Here is a 20,155-nt window from a genome sequence, read left to right on the forward strand (position 1 = left end):
TTATTGAAGTGATGAAGATTGACAAAATGACATTTGATAACCTTTGCCGTCCTTGCTTCGTCCTCGAGGAAGACAAACTGAGGCGAAATCTGCAACTGATATCCATGGTGGCAAATGAGGCCGACGTGGAGATAATTCTTGCTTTTAAGGCTTATGCCTTGTGGAAAACTTTCCCGATATTCAAGGAATACATTTCCGCCACAACTGCAAGTTCTCTTTATGAAGCGCGCCTCGCCTGCGAAGAGTTCGGCAGTCCGGCTCACGCCTTCTCTCCGGCATATACCGAATATGAAATTGATGAGATGGCAAGATATTCAAGCCATCTTACATTCAACTCACTGTCACAACACGAAAGATTATGCGACAGAGCTTTGGCCGCAAACCGGCATATAAGCATCGGCCTGCGGATAAATCCTGAATATTCGGAAGTGGGTACACACATATACAACCCCTGTGCTCCGGGAACTCGTTTCGGTGTCACCGCAGAAAAATTGCCCGAAAATCTTCCAAGCACCATCAAAGGCTTTCACTGTCACTGTCATTGCGAGAGCGGTGCGGATGTGCTCGAACGCACGTTGTGTCACATAGAGGAGAAATTTTCACGATGGTTCAATCGGTTGAAATGGCTTAATCTCGGCGGAGGACATCTTATGACACGAAGCGATTACGACATACCACACCTTATTGATATATTAAAAGGTCTGCACAACCGGTACCCAAACCTAAAGGTTATACTCGAACCGGGCAGTGCGTTTGCATGGCAAACGGGATCACTCGTGTCACAAGTGGTGGATATAGTAGAGGATAAAGGCATACGCACGGCAATACTGAATGTCAGTTTCACATGTCACATGCCGGACTGTCTCGAAATGCCATATATGCCTGAGGTGCGCGGTGCGGAAATATCCCAATCGAAAACAGCCTACCGTCTCGGCGGAAATAGTTGCTTGAGCGGTGATTTTATGGGTACATGGAGTTTTGGGCACGAGTTAAAAATTGGTGAGAACGTGATTTTCGAGGACATGCTTCACTATACTACGGTAAAGACGTGTATGTTCAACGGAGTTACACATCCGTCAATAGCAATGCTAACCTCGAAAGGTGAACTTGTAACATTGAGAGATTTCTCATACGAAGACTATAGGGATAGGATGGACTGACGGTTGTCCAAGGCACTATTGTCACCTCTTGCTTATACGAGAATTTAAAAACCGACAGGCATTTAATGAAAATGCAAATTGGGCAGGATTATAAATCAAATTCGCCCAATTTGCAAACCAATATCGCCCATATTACCTTTCAAAACCGCCTGTTTTGCTTTGCGTATATTTGCCGGCAACATTCATTTGTCTGTTATATGAAATAGAAAGTTTACGTTAATGTTAATACTCTGAATAAAAAATTGCCGTTCTCTTTAATTTAATTGACTATGCAGAATCTTTAATTGATTGTAGTTTTTAAAAAAACGGCAAAAAAAATTTGCAGTATTAAAAAAAAGCATTACCTTTGCACCGCATTTAGAGAAGTGCACTTCCACAAGGGAGTATAAAGGCGGAAATAGCTCAGTTGGTAGAGCACAACCTTGCCAAGGTTGGGGTCGCGGGTCCGAGTCCCGTTTTCCGCTCCACATTCTGAATGAGAACACCATCAAATGCCCAGGTGGCGGAATTGGTAGACGCGTACGTTTCAGGTGCGTGTGCCGAAAGGTGTGCAGGTTCGAGTCCTGTTCTGGGCACAGCATTTTCTTCGGAATGCAAATATGTTGGAGAGGTGGCGGAATTGGTAGACGCGCTACTTTGAGGGGGTAGTGTCAATCGCGACGTGGGAGTTCGAGTCTCCTCCTCTTCACACATTTATTCAGGTTGCGGAAATAGCTCAGTTGGTAGAGCACAACCTTGCCAAGGTTGGGGTCGCGGGTCCGAGTCCCGTTTTCCGCTCTTTTCACAGATTCGATTCTTCTATTATTGTTTTTGAGATTAAGGAAAGTCGAGTCAAATGTTATTTTAAGAAAAACAAAACACATGAATCTCTATTTAAGATATTTCGACAAGGAAACATTGGTATCGAATGTTGACGAGGCATTGATTTTTTTGGCCTCAATTCCGGAAATAGGACTGAACGCCGAGTTGGAAGCAGACTTACGTGATTATGCCGGAAGCGATGTATATTATCCCAAACGTTACAAGGTTCGCCCAAGGGTATATTTCATAGTAATAAAGACTGAGGCAGCCACCATGCTTGATTTCAAGCAGAAGAAAGCTTTGCGTTCAAACCCTACAAGCGAGAGAGCTCACCGAGACGTTATCACTCCTTCCATGGCTCGTCTGAGTGAGATACATGACGGATGGTATGAAAGCAGCATAGATTTCAAGCGTGTTGTACTCGTGCCAACCACGGGTAAGCATGAGTACCGCGATACACATTTCGTTGTGTTCTGTAAGGCAAATTCTGGTCTTGATTGTTACAACCGTATAATAGACCATCTGCAATCGCGTGTTGACGGTCGCAGTCAATTCCCGTCTGCGAAAGGTAAGAATTTCAAGTTCCGCTATCTTGGCAGGTGGAAATAATCTTTGTCTGAATAAATAAAAGGAGGAAAAAGGACATGAACAAAGTTATGCTGATAGGGAATGTGGGCAAAGAACCCGAAGTGAGATATTACGACCGCGACCAAGCGTATGCCACTTTGCGCCTTGCTACAAAGGAACGTGGATACACTCTCCAAAACGGCACGCAAGTTCCGGATCGTACCGATTGGCATACCGTCAGATTGTGGAACAATTTGGCAAAGATTGTCGAAAGATATGTTCACACCGGCGACAAGTTGTATATCGAGGGAAGGATAAGATACCTAAGTTATGATGACAAAAAAGGTCAACGCCATTATGTTACAGAAATATATGCAGAAAACCTTGAATTGTTGTCGCCCAAGCCAACTCCGACATCTTCCGATCGGAATCCCAAAGAAGAAGCAAGCGGGGAAAAAGAACAACAAGAGGAATGAATACCTTTCTGAAACTTATAAGTACTTGAAATCTTGGACTTGTCATTCGTTACAAATGCTTTAGGCGAGGTCTCTTTCATGGAGCCTTCTGCGGGTGTCATTACGGCAACCTTATTGGCTGTCATATTGCTTGCCATGTCTGGTTTTGCGAGTGGATCGGAGATTGCTTTCTTTAGTCTCAGCCCGACAGATATAAGCGAACTTGATCCGGAGAGAATCCATGCCGACGAAAAAATAGAGATACTTCTGGAGAAAAGCGAACGAACCCTTGCAACAATACTTATCACGAACAATCTTGTAAACGTGACAATAATCATGTTGTGCAATTATGTATTTGCCAATATTGTCGATTTTCATGATGTATATTGGCTGCAATTTTTGTGCATAACAATAATCCTCACTTTTTTGTTGCTATTGTTCGGAGAAATAATGCCTAAAATATATGCAAGGCAAAGACCGCTTGCTTTTTGTCGTATGTCTGCAGGAGGAATAAGTATGCTTATGAAATTTTTCTGGCCTCTTGAAACTATATTGATGAGGACAGGCATTCTTGCAGAGAAAGTGGTACAGTCGGAACCTCATGTGTTGAGTGTCGATGACCTTGAACAGGCTCTCGAACTTACTGATAAAGATGACATTAAGGATGAACAAAGCATTTTGCAAGGTATAATCCGATTTGGTGATGAAACAGCAAAAGAGGTTATGACATGCAGGAAAGACGTAGTCGATCTTGACATAAAATGTACTTATGCGGAAGTCCTTGATTGTATCGTAGAAAACAATTATAGCCGGATACCGATTTATCAGGATAACAGTGACAACGTAAGAGGGATTCTTTACATTAAAGATCTTCTTCCGCATATCGGCAAGCCAAGCTCTTTCAGGTGGCAGAGTTTGATACGTCCGCCATATTTTGTTCCCGAAACAAAAAAAATAGATGACTTGTTGCGCGAATTTCAAGAAAACAAGGTACATATAGCCATTGTTGTTGACGAGTATGGCGGTACGAGTGGAATTATTACACTCGAAGATATTCTTGAAGAGATTGTCGGAGAGATAAATGACGAGTACGACGAGGAAGAGGAATTTTATACACGCATTAATCGCAACACATATATATTTGAAGGAAAGGTTCTCATTTCTGATTTCTGTAAAACTTTGGAAATAGAAGACGATGTTTTTACGGACGTAGAAGGGGAGGCGGACACACTTGCCGGTCTTATGCTCGAACTAAAAGGAGATTTTCCGACCGTACATGAAAGACTTGAATATAACAAATATACCTTTGAGATTCTTGAGATAGAAGAAAGACGTATATCAAAGGTAAAAGTCATAATAAGAGATAAGGACACATTGCCTGCCTGATTTTTACATGCCACTTTTGCGAAAACATATACAGAATGATGTTATTGTCGGACTATGGAAAATATCCGATTACGACATGGTTTCGCAAAACGATCCTTATGTTCTTTGGGTAACACTTGAGGCTGAGTCTATGTTTCGTAGTGCAATCCGCAGAAAGGAATATGTGGCGGAAAGAATCCTGCTTCGCGAAATATTTAACGGAAAAGAACTGAATATAGAACACAATGCCGATGGAAAACCGTTTATTGCGAATGGTTATAATATAAGTATAAGTCACACGCGAGGCTATGTGGCAATTATCGTATCAGATAAACATGAAGTTGGTATAGATATTGAGTATATAAATGATAGGGTATGTAAAATTGCAAATCGTTTCATGCGCGAAGACGAACATGCCGATAATATTATTTCTCTTATTGTACATTGGTGTGCTAAAGAGACTGTTTATAAACTTTTCTCAGCAGACCATCTTGAACTATGTGAAATAAAGGTAGATTCTGATACGCTTGCCAATGTTACAAATATGCGTAGCGGAGCAGTGGCAAGACTTATCGTAGAGACAACCTCCGAATATGTACTTACATATTCTTTTATTTAATGGTAATACCGCATATTTCGAAAAAAAGTATTAAGTTTGCAATCGAAAAAATAAAATATGAAACAAGTAAGACCCAAAAAAAAACTCGGACAGCATTTCCTCATAGATTTAAATATAGCAAAAAGAATTGCAGACACAGTAGATTCATATCCTGACATTCCGGTTCTTGAAGTTGGTCCGGGAATGGGGGTAATGACACAATTTCTCGTGGATAAACCGCGTGAGTTGAAAGTTGTTGAAATAGACCGTGAAAGTGTGGTATACCTAAACGAGCATTTTCCCCGACTTCGTGAGAATATTATTGGTGCGGATTTCCTAAGAATGCCCTTGGACGAAGTTTTCAACGGGAAATCTTTTGTCTTGACAGGTAATTATCCGTACGACATATCTTCACAGATATTTTTCAAAATGATAGACAATAAAGATCTCATACCTTGTTGTACTGGCATGATACAGCATGAAATGGCACAGAGGATTGCTTCCAAACCGTGCAACAAGGCTTACGGAATATTGAGTGTCCTTATACAGGCTTGGTACGATGTGGAATATCTTTTTATGGTAGATGAAAACGTATTTAATCCGCCACCCAAGGTGAAAAGTGCCGTGATCAGAATGACTCGTAACAATGTAACGGAACTTGGCTGTGATGAAAAATTGTTTAAAAGAATCGTGAAAACTGTGTTTAATCAACGTCGTAAGATGCTGCGCGTCACACTAAAACAGATATTTACAACACAGGCTTCGGAGGACTTCTATCAGATGGAGATTATGACTAAACGACCGGAGCATTTGAGTGTGGCAGATTTCGTTAAACTTACAAATTTGGTATCAAAACAATTATATGAATAATTTTTTTTGTTATTTTTGTTGGTCAGTTGAAAAAAAAACTTTAATTTTGTGACATAAAAACATAATATTACGGAAATTCAATTATGATAGACGTTAAAGCAACATTAAAAGAAAGTGAAGAGAGAATGGAAATGGCATCAATGTATCTTGACGACCAACTTTCAAAGATACGTGCAGGACGTGCAAATACAGCCATACTTTCAGGTATCAAAGTAGAGAGTTATGGTGAGATAGTTCCACTTAACCAAGTGGCAAGCGTAACAGTACCGGATGCTCGCACAATAGCAATAAAACCATGGGATCGCAAGGCGATACGTGACATAGAAAAGGCAATTATGGGTAGTGATGTCGGTATTACGCCCGAGAATAACGGAGAAATAATACGCTTGTCGATACCGCAGCCTACGGAAGAACGTCGCAAGGAACTTGTAAAACAATGTAACAAGGTTGGCGAGAAAACAAAAGTGGAAGTTCGTAATGTGCGTTCAGATATAAAAGAAAAACTAAAGAAAGCAATCAAGGACGGATTGGGAGAAGATAATGAAAAAGATGCTGAAGCCGAACTTCAAAAAATACATGATAAATATATCAAGAAGATTGACGAATTGCTTGCTGCAAAGACAAAGGAAATAATGACTGTATAATAAAGAAGCATCTGCCCTCACTCATGAAGAACGGACTTGTCATAAAGAACACAGGCTCGTGGTACACTGTATTGACAGATGAAGGAACGGTCATAGATTCAAAGATAAAAGGGAATTTCCGCCTTAAGGATATAAGGAGTACAAATCCTGTTGCCGTAGGAGACCGTGTTGTAATAACACCAAACAAAGAAGGTATGGCATTTATTTCCGAGATTCTTGATCGTAGAAACTATATAGTCCGAAAGTCGCCCAACCTAAGCAAACAAAGCCACATAATAGCAGCAAACGTGGATCAGGTGTTCTTAATCGTTACAGTGAATTATCCTGAAACAAGTACTACGTTTATTGACCGTTTTCTTGCTTCTGCTGAAGCATACCGAGTGCCGGTGGTAATAGTATTCAACAAGACAGACATTCTTTCGGAGGAAGAAAAACACTATCAGAAAATGATGGCGGAACTATATAAGACAATAGGCTACGAATGTATGGAAATATCTGCATATATGTTTGCCGAACGTCCGTCAGTGGAGAACTTGCTAAAAGACAAGATTACTTTATTCAGTGGTAATAGCGGGGTAGGGAAGAGTACACTGTTAAACCAACTCATCCCCGGTTTAAAACTTAAAACGGCAGAGATAAGTGAAGCACACAATACCGGTATGCACACAACTACATTTAGTGAGATGTTGCATTTGCCTTTCGGAGGCTGGGCTATTGATACACCGGGCATAAAAGGTTTCGGAACATTCGACATGGAACCTGAAGAGATTTGTGGATATTTCAAAGAGATATTCTACTTTTCCAAGGATTGCCGATTTAACAATTGTACTCATACCCATGAACCCGGATGCGCTGTGAGGAAAGCCGTTGAGGAATGTTATATAAGTCGAAGCAGATATAATAGTTACCTTAGTATGCTTGAAGATAAAGATGAGGGTAAATATAGAGAAGCGTTCTGAATTATGGAGAAAAATGTTTAATTTTAAATTATAAATTATGGCTTACACAACAACTACAACGACGAGTTACGGCTCTCGTGTAAAAAACGCATGTGGCGGTATCTTTGGTGGTATTGCCTTGTTTTTGGCAGGTACTGCTTTACTTTGGTGGAACGAAGGAGAGGCTGTTGCCAATGCAAAACTTCTTGACGAAGTGAGTGAGAACGCAGTTGATATGGAGAATATCAACAATGTTAATTCGGATTTTAATGGACTGTTGGTACATGCGACAGGCGATGCAAAAACCAAAGACATTCTCCGAGAATCCACATTCGGTTTTCAAGTAAATGCAATCAACCTTAAACGTACAGTGGAATTTTACCAATGGGTTGAACAAAAGCATGAGGAGAAACGAGACAAGTTAGGTGGCGGCGAAGAAACCGTGACTACCTATACTTATGAAAAAGAATGGGTTTCGAGTCCGGTAAATTCTTCTTCATTTGAAGACCCAGAGTATAAAGGTATTTACAACAAACCATTGGTAACTCTGGAGAATAAACAGATTTATGCAAAGAATGTAACTTTCGGTGCTTACAAACTGCCAGATTTTATAATACATGCCATATCCGGTTCGGAAGATGCCCCCATTTCTATCAATGACGAAACTCTACAAAAACTTGATAACCAAATAGAAAATGTAGTGAGAGGGTTGGGGAATAACTATAAAGGAGGAGCTGATGTGGAAAGTAATCAAACGAACCAACGGTCTGCTGTTTGTAAGGATGTTGCTACCAATGATACAACCGAAAGTAATTCCACGGACACATCTGTTCCTGTCAACACGAAAAATAATTATCAAGCAAAATATATACATCATGGTGATGGAGAGATTTACATCGGTTTGTCTCCTTCGTCCTCGCAAATCGGAGATGTAAGAGTTAAGTTCACCGTAGTGAAACCGCATAAGATTTCAATTATATCGAAAGTCAAGGGTAACACTTTCCAAAAGTATATCGGTAAAAACAAGAAAGAATTTTCCCGCGTTGAGAGTGGAGATGTGTCTAAAGAAGAGATGTTTGCTCATCAAGAAAGTGAAAATAATCTTCTTAAATGGGGACTTCGACTATTGGGCATAGTTATGGTTTTCATAGGTATAAAAGGTATCTTCGGCTTCATTGTCACACTTGCAAAAGTTATTCCATTCGTATCCAACATTCTCAATTTCGGTGTAAATCTGATTTGTGGAATATTCGCATTTGTATGGAGTTTGTTTATAATTGCAATTGCATGGTTATTCTATCGTCCTTTAATAGGAATCCCACTACTACTGATTATTGTCGGAGCAATAGTATTCTTTGCAATTAAGGGAAAGAAAAAAGGAACCTCGGTTCCACCCGTTCCCGGTACATAATATCAAATAATTGATTAAAATAAAACAGCGGATTGAAAAAAACACAATCCGCTGTTTTACTTTTTTAAGCAAATATTTGGAAAAGTGAAATAAATTTTGTACTTTTGCAACAGTTTTTAATAGTAAATTGTCGTGCGTAAGGCTTTCTTTATTATATTCTCTGTCATTATTATATGCTCTGGATGTGATTATAAATTACGTCCGAATGAGGATTCTGTTAATAAAAAAATAGAAATAAAACGTTACGACCGTCTGCAATGTCAATATCTTACCACCGGAGATTTTGCAGCATTGCAGCAGATGAATACGGAATTTCCAATAGAAACACGTACACTGATTGAAGACATACTACATATAGGAGAAGTAGATGACCCGAACATAAGCAAAACTTTCTTGAAATATTATCAAGATAGTACGTTACAAGTACTTATGACTGACGTAGAGGTGGAATATGCCAATATTGACGACATAAACAAAAGTCTTGACGAGGCTTTCAATAAACTGAAGACATATATTCCTAACATTCCAATTCCTGAATTTTATGCACAAGTGGGCGACCTTGAACATAGTATTATTATTGGTGATGGTATTATCGGAATTTCACTTGATAAATATATGGGATCAAACTATCCTATATATCGTAAATACTACAATCACTGTCAACGTGAAAGTATGAATAGGGAAAACATAACCCCTGATTGTGTATGTTTTTATTTACTCAGTCTTTATCCTATGAAAAATATCGAAAATCGTTCACAGGTAGAGCGAGACTTGCATTTCGGAAAGATTATGTGGGTATCAAATCTCATAGTTGGCAAGTCGATATTCCAGACAAAGTATGTTGACTGCATAGATTCTTACATGCGAAAGAATTCAAATTTGACAGTACAACAACTACTTATTGAAAATGACTATGAAGAAATAATAAAAAATACAGGAATAAAATAACTTGTTAATTTACTTTTAATTAAAATGATTTTGATTGACAATCATCAACAAACGGACAGAGACTATAAATAGATATAAAAGTCTAATGAAAATCTAAAATTAACTTTTAATCTTTTGTTTTTCTCCGGAAAGTATGTATTTTTGCAGATACTTTAAAAAATTTAATACTAATGAGACAACTTAAAATCTCCAAGTCAATAACAAATCGCGAAAGTGCTGCGTTGGAAAAATATCTACAAGAAATAAGTCATGAGGAGCTTATTTCCGTAGAAGAAGAAGTAATATTGGCTCAGCGGATTAAAAAAGGAGACCGTGAAGCTCTTGAAAAACTCACGAAAGCCAATCTGAGGTTTGTAGTTTCTGTTGCCAAGCAATACCAAAATCAAGGATTGGCACTGCAAGACTTGATAAACGAGGGCAATCTTGGTTTGATAAAAGCTGTCGAGAAATTTGATGAAACACGTGGTTTCAAATTTATATCATATGCCGTATGGTGGATTAGACAAAGCATACTACAAGCTATTGCTGAACATAGCCGTATAGTAAGAATGCCACTGAATCAGGTAGGCTCTGTCAACAAAATAAATAGAATGCAGAGCAAATTCGAGCAAGAGAATGAACGACGTCCAAGTATAGATGAGATTGCAGAAGGTACAGACTTGCCTGAAGACAAGATTGAAGATGCCATGAAAGTTAATACACGTCATGTTTCTGTTGATGCCCCTTTTGCAGAGGGAGACGACAATAGTCTGCTTGACATTTTGCCTAATGAAGATGCGGCAATGGCAGACAAATGGCTTCTCTTGGAATCTCTTCGAGATGAGATAAAGCGAGCATTGCAGATACTTAATGACCGCGAGCGTAAGATAATTGAGGCTTTCTTTGGTATAGAACAGCCGGAAATGACACTTGAAGAAATTGGAGAGAAATACAATCTTACGCGTGAAAGGGTTAGACAGATAAAGGAAAAAGCAATAAGACGATTGCGCAATAATACTAAGAGCAGACTTCTAAGATCTTACCTCGGTAGTTAGATAATTATATGAATATGAAAAAGATAATATATACAATCATTGCTATTTTGTGTTTCGTTTTTACCATAGATACAATGGCAAAAGACGGCAATAAGGTTATGCCTTCAATTTATGTTTTTGGAGTCTCAACTTCTTTCAATGATAGCCTGGTATTTTTCACAGACATAATTACACTCGACAATGCATTGAAAGAGGGTAAAACAGATTTCATCTTAAGCAGAGGGAATTATAGTATTCAACTTAGAGAGTATTTGGAAAGTAAAGGATATTTGAAAAGGACTTGTGTTTTTGTTTATGGCAAAGACCTTAAGAAAGTGAAAAAAAAATATGAGAAAATGAAGTCTCGATATACAAAGAAAAACGGATGTGATATAATTTTAATAGAGAAATCGGAGTTCGTGTTTACTCCGATCACACCATCGTTTTCATCTGGTCAATAAGACAACATTTATAAAAAAGAATGAGATACAACAAATCACATTTCTTCAATATAGCAGAACTTGACATTAAAATTACGTTCAAAGATTCCGAATACAATAGTATTAAACTGTTGTCTTCATTTGCTCCGTTTGAAATAGTAGAAGAAAGTAGAAAAATATTCTTTCACCTTATTGTAGATGATGACTTGCAGCCAATCAAAGAAGGTGTAGAACGTATTGATTGTTTTGATACAGGTAACGGAGATACCATAGTGGATAAACTTCCGGAGGGAGGATACCAATATATAATTAAGGATATAAAAAAGAAAGAATGTTGCTTGTTGCAAACAAACAAAGATTTTACTTCATGCCATTGTGCATTAAACGGAACTTACAACATGCGTTGTTTCGGATTGAATAATGCTTTGATGCTTATTTTTGCTTTTGCAGGAAGTCATGTCAATACCATACTTATACATGCTTCACTTGTTAGAAATGCAGGGAAAGGGTATGCGTTCATTGCAAAAAGCGGTACCGGAAAAAGTACGCAGGTAAGTAATTGGTTACGATATATCCCACATTGTGACTTGATGAACGATGACAATCCGATAATAAGGATACTTGATGACGGTAAACCTTATATATATGGTAGTCCATGGAGTGGAAAGACACCATGTTACAGAAATGTAAAAGCCCCATTGGGAGCAATAGCCAGAATTGACAGAGCGAAAATAAATAGTATCGAAAGAGAACGTCCTGTACAAGCATTCGCCTCTTTGTTGCCATCATGTTCATCAATGAAATGGGACAAAGAAATATTTAACAATGTATGTAATATCATTACTCGGATTATCGAAACAACGAAAATTTATATACTCCATTGCCTTCCGGATAAAGAGTCTGCTATCTTATGTCACAAAGAAATATCAAAGTAATTGAGAAACAATTCTGCAACTCCGTAATCATCCCGGAAGTAATAAAGATTATAAATGAAGGACATACTGTAACGTTACCATTAAAAGGTTATAGCATGAGACCATTTCTTGAGGATGGACGTGACAAGGTTTTATTAACCATTCCCGAAAATCTAAAAGTAGGCGATCCTGTACTTGCCGAGATTGAACCGCAGCATTATGTTTTACATAGAATAATAGATATTAATGGTAATGACATAGTATTAAGAGGAGATGGCAACTTGTCAAATGAATATTGTAAAAAAAGTGACATAAGATGTGCTGTAATTGGTTTCTATCGTAAAGGCAGGACTACACTTGATCGTATAGATGGAAAAAAATGGAGATTTTATTCTTTCTTATGGATGCGCCTTTCTCCAATCAGGAAATATCTGCTTGCCTTTCATCGCAGAATATGGTTACGCATTTTTCCGGTTAAAGCAAAAAATAAAAACATGTAATAAACATCATAATGATATCAATTATAAAAAAGTAATAACAAAATGAAGATAAAACCAGGTTTCACTCTTCGCGATGTATGCGGAGAATATGTAATTGTTGCCGAAGGAAGAGAGAACATTGATTTCTGTAATATAATAAGCCTTAACGAATCATCTGCTTATCTTTGGAAAAAAGTTCAGCAAAAGCCTTCTTTCACAGTAGAAGACCTTGCCATATTTCTTACGGAAGAATACGATGTTGATATGGAAACGGCCGTTGCCGATTCCCAAAAACTTACAGAGCAATGGTTATCTGTTGGTATTGTGGATGATTAGTCCAAGAAAATAATTCCGATTTATTTCTGCATAAATCCCGTATTTGTGTTTAAATACGCATAAATAGCCATAAAAACAAGTACTTTTGTATAAAGTTTATTAAAACCTTGATAATTGTTTCTTCATTTTTTTAGAATATAATTAAATTTGCGAATAAAAAATGGGATAATAATTATTTAATATGGCTAAATATAATATTATAGAAAAAGAGGATAGAAAAGCAGTTTATCGTACTTTAATAAGTCCTATTGTCATGGACGAACTTGAGAAAAATATCTTTGATATTATACATACGAAAAGGAAATATCGTGACAAAGAATATTCGGCAAAAAAACTTGCCATGGACTTAGGAACAAATACGAGGTACATTTCGGCTGTGGTAAATGTGAGGTTCGGTATGAACTATACTTCATTCGTAAATAAATATAGGATTGAAGAAGCAATGGTAATACTCGCTGATCTTAAATATCGTAAGACCAATATGGAAGTTATTAGTTCTATGGTTGGTTTTTCAAACAGACAATCTTTTTATGCCTCTTTTTATAAAATAACGGGTATTACGCCACGTGAATATAAAATGGAGAAAATAAAGAATGGTGAAACGACATCTTACTTGAAGCATTGCAAAACTAAGAAAAAAACAGTTTAATGATATAAAATGGATAAAGACAACTTCTGTTACGTTAATGAACGTTTTGCTGATTTGCAACTACTCCGTTATCGTTTAAATGGTTTTGAAGAACTATCTTTGCAACAAAAAAAAATAGTTTATTACCTTTCAGAAGCAACCTTGTACGGACGTGATATAACTTTCGACCAATTCGGTAAATTTAATCTTAAAATCCGCAAGACGCTTGAAGCAATTTATCTTACATACAATGGCAACAGAGAGTGTGAAGATTTTAAATCTCTTGTTGTTTATCTGAAAAGGGTATGGTTTTCAAATGGTATATATCATCATTATGGTTGTGAAAAAATAATTCCTGACTTTCCCCTTGATTTTTTCAAAAATGTTCTTTACAGCATTGATGAAAAAATATTGCCATTGGCAAATGATGAAAATATAGAAGATTTATTCTTTTTGCTAAAAGACGTTATGTTCAACCCAAATTTCTTGCCCAAAAGAGTCAACAAGGCAGAGGGAGAAGATGTAATAGTGTCTTCTGCTTGTAATTTCTACGAAAATGTAACTCAGCAGGAAGTTGAAGATTTCTATAATGACAGAAAAAAGAATGATCTTGGAGACAAACAACCGATTTCTTATGGACTAAATTCGAAACTGATAAAAGAAAAAGGTATAATAAAAGAGATTGTTTGGAAAGAAAAAGGAATGTACGGAAGTGCAATTTCTCATATAATTAGCTATCTCGAAAAAGCATTGGAAATCGCAGAGAACGACAAGCAAAAAAAGTATATCAAGACACTTGTAAGTTATTATAAGAGTGGTGATTTGAGAACTTTTAATAAATATTGTATTGAATGGGTGGACGAGAAAGAAGCACAGATTGATTTTGTAAATGGTTTCATAGAAGTATATGGCGATCCGCTTGGTCTTAAAGGTTCTTGGGAAAGTATTGTAGAATATAAGGATATTGAAGCCACGGTACGTACGCAGAAAATAAGTAATAATGCACAATGGTTTGAGAATAACAGCCCTGTATCCCCATGCTTCCGTAAGAAAAAAGTCAAAGGTGTAACGGCAAATGTCGTTTGTGCTGCCATGCTTGGGGGAGACGAATATCCGTCAACAGCGATAGGAATAAATCTTCCTAATGCAGATTGGATAAGGGCAGAATATGGAAGTAAGAGTGTGACGATAGGAAACCTTACGGAAGCATACAATAAAGCTGCACGAGGAAATGGTTTCATGGAAGAATTTGTCATTGATAAAGAAACATTATCCTTAATTGAAAAATACGGGGACATTTGCGAAGATTTACACACCGACCTTCACGAATGTTTGGGACACGGTAGCGGACAGCTTTTGAAAGGAGTTGATCCGGATGCCTTGAAATCTTACGGAAACACGATAGAAGAAGCCCGTGCCGACCTTTTCGCTTTGTACTATATAGCAGATTATAAACTTGTAGAACTCGGACTTACTCCGGACGAACATGCATATAAGAGTCAATATTATACATATATTATGAATGGGCTATTGACACAACTTACGAGGATAAAGCCGGGAAATGATATTGAGGAGACACACATGCGCAATCGTGCTCTTATTGCGTATTGGTGTTATGAAAACGGCAATGCGATAAGGCTTGTTAAACAAGATGGTAAAACATTCGTTGCTATTGATGATTATTCTGCCCTGCGTTCACTTTTTGCAAAATTATTGGCGGAGATACAGCGCATAAAGAGTGAGGGAGATTATTCGGTAGCAAAAAGATTGGTTGAAAAATATTCAGTTAAAGTTGATAAAAAACTACACTTTGAAATAATTGAAAGATACAAAAAACTTAATCTTGCTCCATATAAAGGCTTCTTGAATCCTGTTATGAAACCTGTATTTAATGATCAAGGAGATATTATGGACATAAAAATAGATTATACTGAGAACTACACAGATCAGATGCTGAGATATAGCCGTCAGTATGCAACACTTATTTAAAGCATTTAATACGCATGGATATTTCTGATAAGTTGAAACAGATAAAGCAATCTTTCAGGTTAAGAATGAATGGCGAAACATCTCGTTCAATGAGGGAGAAAGGAGTCGTTTACCATATAAATTGGGGAGTCTCTTTGCCTGATCTAAAAATAAAGGCAAAAGAATATGGAAAGGATTATGACCTCGCAATAGCCCTATGGAAAGAAGATATTAGAGAATGTAAAATCCTTGCAACAATGATTATGCCTGCTGAGAGAATGTTGCCGGAAATTACGGATATTTGGATGGAGCAGACTTTTTCTTTGGAAATAGCAGAGCAAGCAGCATTTAATCTTTACCAATACTTGCCTTATGCCTCACAAAAAGCATTTGAATGGATTTCTTCAGACAAGGAACTTTATGAAGTATGCGGTTATCATGTCCTTGCACGCTTATTAGTAAAGTTTAGAGGAATCAACAGCCGATCGGAAGAAGAATTCCTTGACCAAGTACAAGTGGCACTACATGACAAGAGCATTTCAGTAAGACATGCCGCAATGGCATGTTTACAAAAATATGCCACGCTTGGTGACAAAGAGGAAAAACAGGCAATGTCCATTTTCAAGAAAAATGGCATAGAGTTCTAACCTTAAGTATAAAAGATTAAAAAATGTTTTGTCATCTCTGATAATTGTTGTATTTTTGCACATATAAAGTTTCTCTGTGTAAAAATGGGCAATGTGAAAAAAGAGGTGAAAGATATTCTATCTAAATATCTTGAACAAAACAAAATGCGGAAGACTGTGGAGCGATTCGCTGTGCTTGACGCAGCATATAGTTTCGACACATGCTTTACCATGGAGGAATTAAAAACTCTTCTTGAGTACAGGAGTTTTCCAATCAGTCGTGCAACACTTTATAATTCATTAAAATTGTTCAAGAGACTAAAGTTGATCATTTGCCACAAATTACAACAAGGTACTAAATATGAAGCAGCATTGTCAATAAACAGCAATTGTCATCAGATATGCACTTTGTGCGGAAAGGTATCCAAGATAGATTCCAAGGAAATCTCTTCTATTGTATGGAATACAAGACTTAAACGTTTCCACATGGACAGTTTTTCACTTTATGTATATGGAATGTGCAGTAATTGTGTTGCAAAACAAACGAGGAAACGAAACAGAAATAATAAAAGAAGAGTACAGACAAACTAATAAAAACAAAACCGAATAAATAATGAGATGTGGAAAAGTAGATGTCTTGCTGGGACTACAGTGGGGCGATGAGGGAAAAGGAAAGGTCGTTGATGTACTCACACCTAATTATGATGTCATTGCTCGTTTTCAGGGCGGACCTAATGCAGGACACACTCTTGAGTTTGAGGGCGAAAAATATGTGTTGAGAAGTATTCCATCAGGAATATTTCAAGGGGGGAAAACAAACATCATTGGCAATGGCGTGGTGGTTGCCCCGGATTTTTTCATGAATGAGGCAAAAGAACTTGAGAAGAGCGGACACAATCTTAAAGACCGGCTTCTCATATCAAAAAAAGCACACCTGATAATGCCTACCCACAGATTACTTGATGCCGCAAACGAGGTAGTAAAGGGAAAAAACAAGGTGGGAACAACAGGTAAGGGTATCGGACCGGCATACACAGATAAAATAAGTCGTAACGGGCTCCGCGTTGGTGATATATTCGATAATTTTGAAGAAAAATATGCGATTTGCAAGTTGCGCCACGAGAAAATGCTAATGTCCCTAAACTACACCGATTACGATATAAGCGAGACCGAAAAAGTTTGGAGGGAAGGTATCGAATATATGAAACAGTTCCGTATAATTGACTCGGAATACGAAATAAATAAAATGCTTAAAGAAGGAAAAAGCATTTTATGTGAAGGAGCGCAAGGAACGATGTTAGATGTTGATTTTGGCAGTTATCCATTTGTAACCTCTTCAAATACAGTATGTGCAGGTGCATGTACCGGACTTGGAATAGGACCGAATAAGATCGGAGAGGTATATGGAATAATGAAAGCGTATTGCACCCGTGTAGGTGCCGGACCATTTCCAACGGAACTTTTTGACGAAACAGGCAATCGACTTCGTGATTTAGGTCATGAGTATGGAGCGGTTACCGGACGCGAGCGACGTTGCGGATGGATAGATCTTGTAGCATTGCGTTATGCAATAACTGTTAACGGAGTGACACAATTGATAATGATGAAAAGTGATGTTTTTGACGATTTTGATACAATAAAGGCATGTGTGGCATACAGACAGGAAGGAAAGAAAATTGATCATTTCCCATACAATATCGAGGAGGGCATAGAGCCGATATACAAAGAATTTCCCGGCTGGAAGACAAACATGACGAAATTCACTTCAGAAGAACAATTCCCCAAAGAGTTCATAGATTATATTAATTTCCTCGAAATTGAACTTGATACACCAATAAAAATAATATCAATCGGTCCGGATCGCGACCAGACAATAGTTAGAAAATAATGGCAAACAAACCAAATATTCCAAAAGGCACGCGTGATTTCTCTCCAACCGAAATGTCAAAGCGCAACTATATATTCAATACAATAAAGAATGTATATGCACTATATGGCTTCCAACAGATAGAGACACCTGCAATGGAGACACTTCAGACGCTCATGGGAAAATACGGAGAAGAAGGGGATAAACTTCTTTTCAAAATTCTTAATAGCGGAGATTTTTTAAATAAGGTGTCAGATGACGAGTTGAATGAGAAAAATATTCTACATCTTGCATCTAAAATATGCGAAAAGGGCTTGCGTTATGACCTTACAGTACCATTTGCACGCTATGTCGTTATGCACCGAGATGAGTTACAAATGCCGTTCAAAAGATACCAGATACAGCCGGTATGGCGTGCAGACCGACCACAGAAAGGCAGGTATCGTGAGTTTTATCAGTGTGATGCAGACATTGTTGGCTCCGATTCTTTGCTTAACGAAGTTGAACTCATGCAGATTATCGACAATGTTTTCTCACGTTTTGGTATAAGAGTTCAGATTAAGATAAACAACCGAAAAATACTTTCTGGTATTGCGGAAATCATAGGAGAACCGACAAAGATTGTTGACATAACAGTGGCAATCGATAAACTCGATAAAATAGGAATTGAGGCAGTTAACAAGGAACTTGCATATGCCAGATTAAGTGATGATGCAATAGCTAAACTACAGCCCATAATATCTTTGAATGGTACAAACGAAGAGAAAATTAATATAATATGTGATGTATTGTCCGGTTCTGAGATTGGAATGAAAGGAGTGGAGGAGACACGTTTTATTCTTGACATAATAAATGAATGCGGCCTGCAAAACGAGATACAACTGGATCTTACCCTTGCCCGAGGACTTAACTATTACACAGGAGCAATATTCGAGGCAAAGGCCATAGATGTAGAGATTGGAAGCATAACCGGTGGCGGACGATATGATAATCTTACTGGCATTTTCGGAATGTCGGGACTTAGTGGAGTTGGCATTTCTTTCGGTGCCGACCGTATATTTGATATACTCAACCAACTTGATCTATATCCAAAAGATACGGAAGATACTACAAAACTCCTATTCATAAATTTCGGTGAAAAAGAAATACGTTACTGCATGCCAATAGCGACAAAGGCTCGTAATGCAGGTATAACCACCGAGATATACCCTGATGCAGTAAAGATGAAAAAACAGATGGGATATGCCAATGCCAAACAGATTCCATTTGTTGCCATTACGGGGGAGAATGAAATGACAGATGGAAAAGTGATGCTCAAAAACATGCTTACGGGAGAACAACAACTTTTAACGTCAGAGCAATTATTGAAAGTACTTTCTACTAACGAGAAATAGAAGATTTTGCTGACAAAGGCAATACATATTAGAATACCATTTTTGTGGTTAAAACTTATTTAATTTACTAAACATTATGAAGAAAAAATTTATTTGCACTGTTTGTGGATATATCCATGAAGGTGAAGATGCACCAGAGAAGTGCCCTATATGCAAGGCTCCGGCAAGCAAATTTAAGGAGATGATTGAGAACGATGACAATTCGTTTGCAACCGTACACGAGATTGGTGCAAGCCGTAAGGAAGGCGCCAACGAGGAAATGATTAAAGATCTGAACAACCATTTCAATGCAGAATGTGGTGAGGTGGGAATGTATCTGGCAATGAGCCGTCAGGCTGACCGCGAAGGCTATCCCGAAATTGCAGAAGCATTCAAGAGGTATGCGTTTGAAGAAGCAGAACATGCGAGCAAATTCGCAGAGTTATTGGGCGACGTTCTAAAAGACACAAAGAGCAACCTTGAAGCGCGTATTGCAGCAGAACGTGGGGCATGTGAGGACAAGTTCCGCATAGCACGCAATGCAAAGGCAGCCGGAATGGATGCAACCCACGACACGGTACACGAAATGGCTAAAGACGAAGCACGTCACGGTGCCGGTTTCCAAGGATTGTACAAACGCTATTTCAAGTAAGTTTTTTGAAAGACCAATGAGAGGACATGTTCATTTTATAACATGTCCTCTTTTTTTATAAATCCGTCTCATTCAATCACAAAGTTAGTTTGTCTTTTCTTA

22 protein-coding genes and 4 tRNA genes are annotated in these 20,155 nt (G+C 37.9%); all 26 read left to right on the forward strand.

Annotated elements, in window-relative coordinates:
- Nucleotides 1–11: 11 nt before the first annotated feature.
- The 26 genes from nspC (at nt 12) to EII32_RS08375 (ending at nt 20,053) form a co-directional block, all read left to right on the forward strand.
- Nucleotides 12–1,160: a carboxynorspermidine decarboxylase gene (gene nspC, locus EII32_RS08250; RefSeq protein WP_125234986.1), complete on the forward strand. Its 1,149-nt coding sequence runs from the start codon at nt 12–14 to the stop codon at nt 1,158–1,160.
- A 391-nt stretch (nt 1,161–1,551) separates the two neighbouring features.
- Nucleotides 1,552–1,627 (forward strand) — tRNA-Gly (locus EII32_RS08255).
- Between the two features lie 26 nt (nt 1,628–1,653).
- Nucleotides 1,654–1,735, forward strand: a tRNA-Leu gene (locus EII32_RS08260).
- 29 nt (nt 1,736–1,764) lie between these two features.
- Nucleotides 1,765–1,848 (forward strand) — tRNA-Leu (locus EII32_RS08265).
- 16 nt (nt 1,849–1,864) lie between these two features.
- Nucleotides 1,865–1,937, forward strand: a tRNA-Gly gene (locus EII32_RS08270).
- Nucleotides 1,938–2,021: 84 nt separating this feature from the next.
- Nucleotides 2,022–2,570: a hypothetical protein gene (locus EII32_RS08275; protein ID WP_125234958.1), complete on the forward strand. Its 549-nt coding sequence runs from the start codon at nt 2,022–2,024 to the stop codon at nt 2,568–2,570.
- 35 nt (nt 2,571–2,605) lie between these two features.
- Nucleotides 2,606–3,004, forward strand: coding sequence for a single-stranded DNA-binding protein (locus EII32_RS08280; protein WP_125234959.1), 399 nt, complete (start codon nt 2,606–2,608; stop codon nt 3,002–3,004).
- A gap of 78 nt (nt 3,005–3,082) precedes the next feature.
- Entirely contained in the window at nt 3,083–4,369 is a 1,287-nt protein-coding gene (gldE, locus tag EII32_RS08285; protein WP_125234987.1) for a gliding motility-associated protein GldE, read from the forward strand.
- A gap of 76 nt (nt 4,370–4,445) precedes the next feature.
- Nucleotides 4,446–4,967: a 4'-phosphopantetheinyl transferase family protein gene (locus EII32_RS08290; RefSeq protein WP_158611156.1), complete on the forward strand. Its 522-nt coding sequence runs from the start codon at nt 4,446–4,448 to the stop codon at nt 4,965–4,967.
- Between the two features lie 57 nt (nt 4,968–5,024).
- Nucleotides 5,025–5,816 (forward strand): 16S rRNA (adenine(1518)-N(6)/adenine(1519)-N(6))-dimethyltransferase RsmA, encoded by a 792-nt coding sequence (gene rsmA, locus EII32_RS08295; protein WP_125234961.1) that lies wholly within the window; start codon nt 5,025–5,027, stop codon nt 5,814–5,816.
- Between the two features lie 83 nt (nt 5,817–5,899).
- Nucleotides 5,900–6,460, forward strand: a complete 561-nt coding sequence (gene frr / locus EII32_RS08300) for a ribosome recycling factor (protein WP_125234962.1) — start codon at nt 5,900–5,902, stop codon at nt 6,458–6,460.
- Nucleotides 6,461–6,483: 23 nt separating this feature from the next.
- On the forward strand, nt 6,484–7,419 hold the full coding sequence (gene rsgA, locus EII32_RS08305; RefSeq protein ID WP_125234963.1) for a ribosome small subunit-dependent GTPase A: 936 nt from the start codon (nt 6,484–6,486) through the stop codon (nt 7,417–7,419).
- 37 nt (nt 7,420–7,456) lie between these two features.
- Nucleotides 7,457–8,809: a TMEM43 family protein gene (locus EII32_RS08310; protein WP_125234964.1), complete on the forward strand. Its 1,353-nt coding sequence runs from the start codon at nt 7,457–7,459 to the stop codon at nt 8,807–8,809.
- A 300-nt stretch (nt 8,810–9,109) separates the two neighbouring features.
- Nucleotides 9,110–9,757 carry a gliding motility protein GldB gene (locus tag EII32_RS08315; RefSeq protein WP_317125330.1) on the forward strand — a complete coding sequence of 216 codons (648 nt, stop codon included), beginning with the start codon at nt 9,110–9,112 and terminating at the stop codon, nt 9,755–9,757.
- A gap of 170 nt (nt 9,758–9,927) precedes the next feature.
- A complete protein-coding gene (locus EII32_RS08320; protein WP_125234966.1) occupies nt 9,928–10,791 on the forward strand; it encodes an RNA polymerase sigma factor RpoD/SigA in 864 nt (287 codons plus the stop codon).
- A gap of 14 nt (nt 10,792–10,805) precedes the next feature.
- The gene (locus EII32_RS08325) at nt 10,806–11,231 is read left to right on the forward strand and encodes a hypothetical protein (RefSeq protein ID WP_125234967.1); all 426 of its coding nucleotides are present in this window, start codon (nt 10,806–10,808) and stop codon (nt 11,229–11,231) included.
- A gap of 20 nt (nt 11,232–11,251) precedes the next feature.
- Nucleotides 11,252–12,145, forward strand: a complete 894-nt coding sequence (locus EII32_RS08330) for a hypothetical protein (RefSeq protein WP_125234968.1) — start codon at nt 11,252–11,254, stop codon at nt 12,143–12,145.
- Nucleotides 12,121–12,624 (forward strand): S24/S26 family peptidase, encoded by a 504-nt coding sequence (locus tag EII32_RS08335; RefSeq protein WP_125234969.1) that lies wholly within the window; start codon nt 12,121–12,123, stop codon nt 12,622–12,624. Before EII32_RS08330 ends, EII32_RS08335 begins: the two co-directional genes overlap by 25 nt.
- A 42-nt stretch (nt 12,625–12,666) precedes the next feature.
- Entirely contained in the window at nt 12,667–12,939 is a 273-nt protein-coding gene (locus EII32_RS08340) for a PqqD family protein (protein WP_125234970.1), read from the forward strand.
- Between the two features lie 181 nt (nt 12,940–13,120).
- Complete coding sequence (locus EII32_RS08345; RefSeq protein ID WP_125234971.1) at nt 13,121–13,588, forward strand: helix-turn-helix domain-containing protein; 468 nt, start codon at nt 13,121–13,123, stop codon at nt 13,586–13,588.
- A gap of 9 nt (nt 13,589–13,597) precedes the next feature.
- Complete coding sequence (locus EII32_RS08350; RefSeq protein ID WP_125234972.1) at nt 13,598–15,556, forward strand: dipeptidyl-peptidase 3 family protein; 1,959 nt, start codon at nt 13,598–13,600, stop codon at nt 15,554–15,556.
- Between the two features lie 14 nt (nt 15,557–15,570).
- A complete protein-coding gene (locus tag EII32_RS08355) occupies nt 15,571–16,182 on the forward strand; it encodes a DNA alkylation repair protein (protein WP_125234973.1) in 612 nt (203 codons plus the stop codon).
- Nucleotides 16,183–16,326: 144 nt separating this feature from the next.
- Nucleotides 16,327–16,752: a Fur family transcriptional regulator gene (locus EII32_RS08360; RefSeq protein ID WP_233582351.1), complete on the forward strand. Its 426-nt coding sequence runs from the start codon at nt 16,327–16,329 to the stop codon at nt 16,750–16,752.
- A 22-nt stretch (nt 16,753–16,774) separates the two neighbouring features.
- Entirely contained in the window at nt 16,775–18,049 is a 1,275-nt protein-coding gene (locus EII32_RS08365; protein WP_125234975.1) for an adenylosuccinate synthase, read from the forward strand.
- Nucleotides 18,049–19,422, forward strand: a complete 1,374-nt coding sequence (hisS, locus tag EII32_RS08370) for a histidine--tRNA ligase (RefSeq protein WP_125234976.1) — start codon at nt 18,049–18,051, stop codon at nt 19,420–19,422. Before EII32_RS08365 ends, hisS begins: the two co-directional genes overlap by 1 nt.
- Nucleotides 19,423–19,498: 76 nt before the next feature.
- Complete coding sequence (locus tag EII32_RS08375) at nt 19,499–20,053, forward strand: NADH peroxidase (RefSeq protein WP_125234977.1); 555 nt, start codon at nt 19,499–19,501, stop codon at nt 20,051–20,053.
- Nucleotides 20,054–20,155 lie beyond the last annotated feature (102 nt).

Origin of the sequence: Prevotella sp. OH937_COT-195 (genome assembly GCF_003932845.1) — a bacterium.
Classification (GTDB): domain Bacteria; phylum Bacteroidota; class Bacteroidia; order Bacteroidales; family Bacteroidaceae; genus Prevotella.

Coding starts and splice junctions, on each gene's coding strand:
- nspC (WP_125234986.1), top strand. CDS start 12: ATGAAGATTGACAAAATGACATTTGATAACCTTTGCCGTCCTTGCTTC.
- EII32_RS08275 (WP_125234958.1), top strand. CDS start 2,022: ATGAATCTCTATTTAAGATATTTCGACAAGGAAACATTGGTATCGAAT.
- EII32_RS08280 (WP_125234959.1), top strand. CDS start 2,606: ATGAACAAAGTTATGCTGATAGGGAATGTGGGCAAAGAACCCGAAGTG.
- gldE (WP_125234987.1), top strand. CDS start 3,083: ATGGAGCCTTCTGCGGGTGTCATTACGGCAACCTTATTGGCTGTCATA.
- EII32_RS08290 (WP_158611156.1), top strand. CDS start 4,446: ATGGTTTCGCAAAACGATCCTTATGTTCTTTGGGTAACACTTGAGGCT.
- rsmA (WP_125234961.1), top strand. CDS start 5,025: ATGAAACAAGTAAGACCCAAAAAAAAACTCGGACAGCATTTCCTCATA.
- frr (WP_125234962.1), top strand. CDS start 5,900: ATGATAGACGTTAAAGCAACATTAAAAGAAAGTGAAGAGAGAATGGAA.
- rsgA (WP_125234963.1), top strand. CDS start 6,484: ATGAAGAACGGACTTGTCATAAAGAACACAGGCTCGTGGTACACTGTA.
- EII32_RS08310 (WP_125234964.1), top strand. CDS start 7,457: ATGGCTTACACAACAACTACAACGACGAGTTACGGCTCTCGTGTAAAA.
- EII32_RS08315 (WP_317125330.1), top strand. CDS start 9,110: ATGAATACGGAATTTCCAATAGAAACACGTACACTGATTGAAGACATA.
- EII32_RS08320 (WP_125234966.1), top strand. CDS start 9,928: ATGAGACAACTTAAAATCTCCAAGTCAATAACAAATCGCGAAAGTGCT.
- EII32_RS08325 (WP_125234967.1), top strand. CDS start 10,806: ATGAAAAAGATAATATATACAATCATTGCTATTTTGTGTTTCGTTTTT.
- EII32_RS08330 (WP_125234968.1), top strand. CDS start 11,252: ATGAGATACAACAAATCACATTTCTTCAATATAGCAGAACTTGACATT.
- EII32_RS08335 (WP_125234969.1), top strand. CDS start 12,121: ATGTCACAAAGAAATATCAAAGTAATTGAGAAACAATTCTGCAACTCC.
- EII32_RS08340 (WP_125234970.1), top strand. CDS start 12,667: ATGAAGATAAAACCAGGTTTCACTCTTCGCGATGTATGCGGAGAATAT.
- EII32_RS08345 (WP_125234971.1), top strand. CDS start 13,121: ATGGCTAAATATAATATTATAGAAAAAGAGGATAGAAAAGCAGTTTAT.
- EII32_RS08350 (WP_125234972.1), top strand. CDS start 13,598: ATGGATAAAGACAACTTCTGTTACGTTAATGAACGTTTTGCTGATTTG.
- EII32_RS08355 (WP_125234973.1), top strand. CDS start 15,571: ATGGATATTTCTGATAAGTTGAAACAGATAAAGCAATCTTTCAGGTTA.
- EII32_RS08360 (WP_233582351.1), top strand. CDS start 16,327: ATGCGGAAGACTGTGGAGCGATTCGCTGTGCTTGACGCAGCATATAGT.
- EII32_RS08365 (WP_125234975.1), top strand. CDS start 16,775: ATGAGATGTGGAAAAGTAGATGTCTTGCTGGGACTACAGTGGGGCGAT.
- hisS (WP_125234976.1), top strand. CDS start 18,049: ATGGCAAACAAACCAAATATTCCAAAAGGCACGCGTGATTTCTCTCCA.
- EII32_RS08375 (WP_125234977.1), top strand. CDS start 19,499: ATGAAGAAAAAATTTATTTGCACTGTTTGTGGATATATCCATGAAGGT.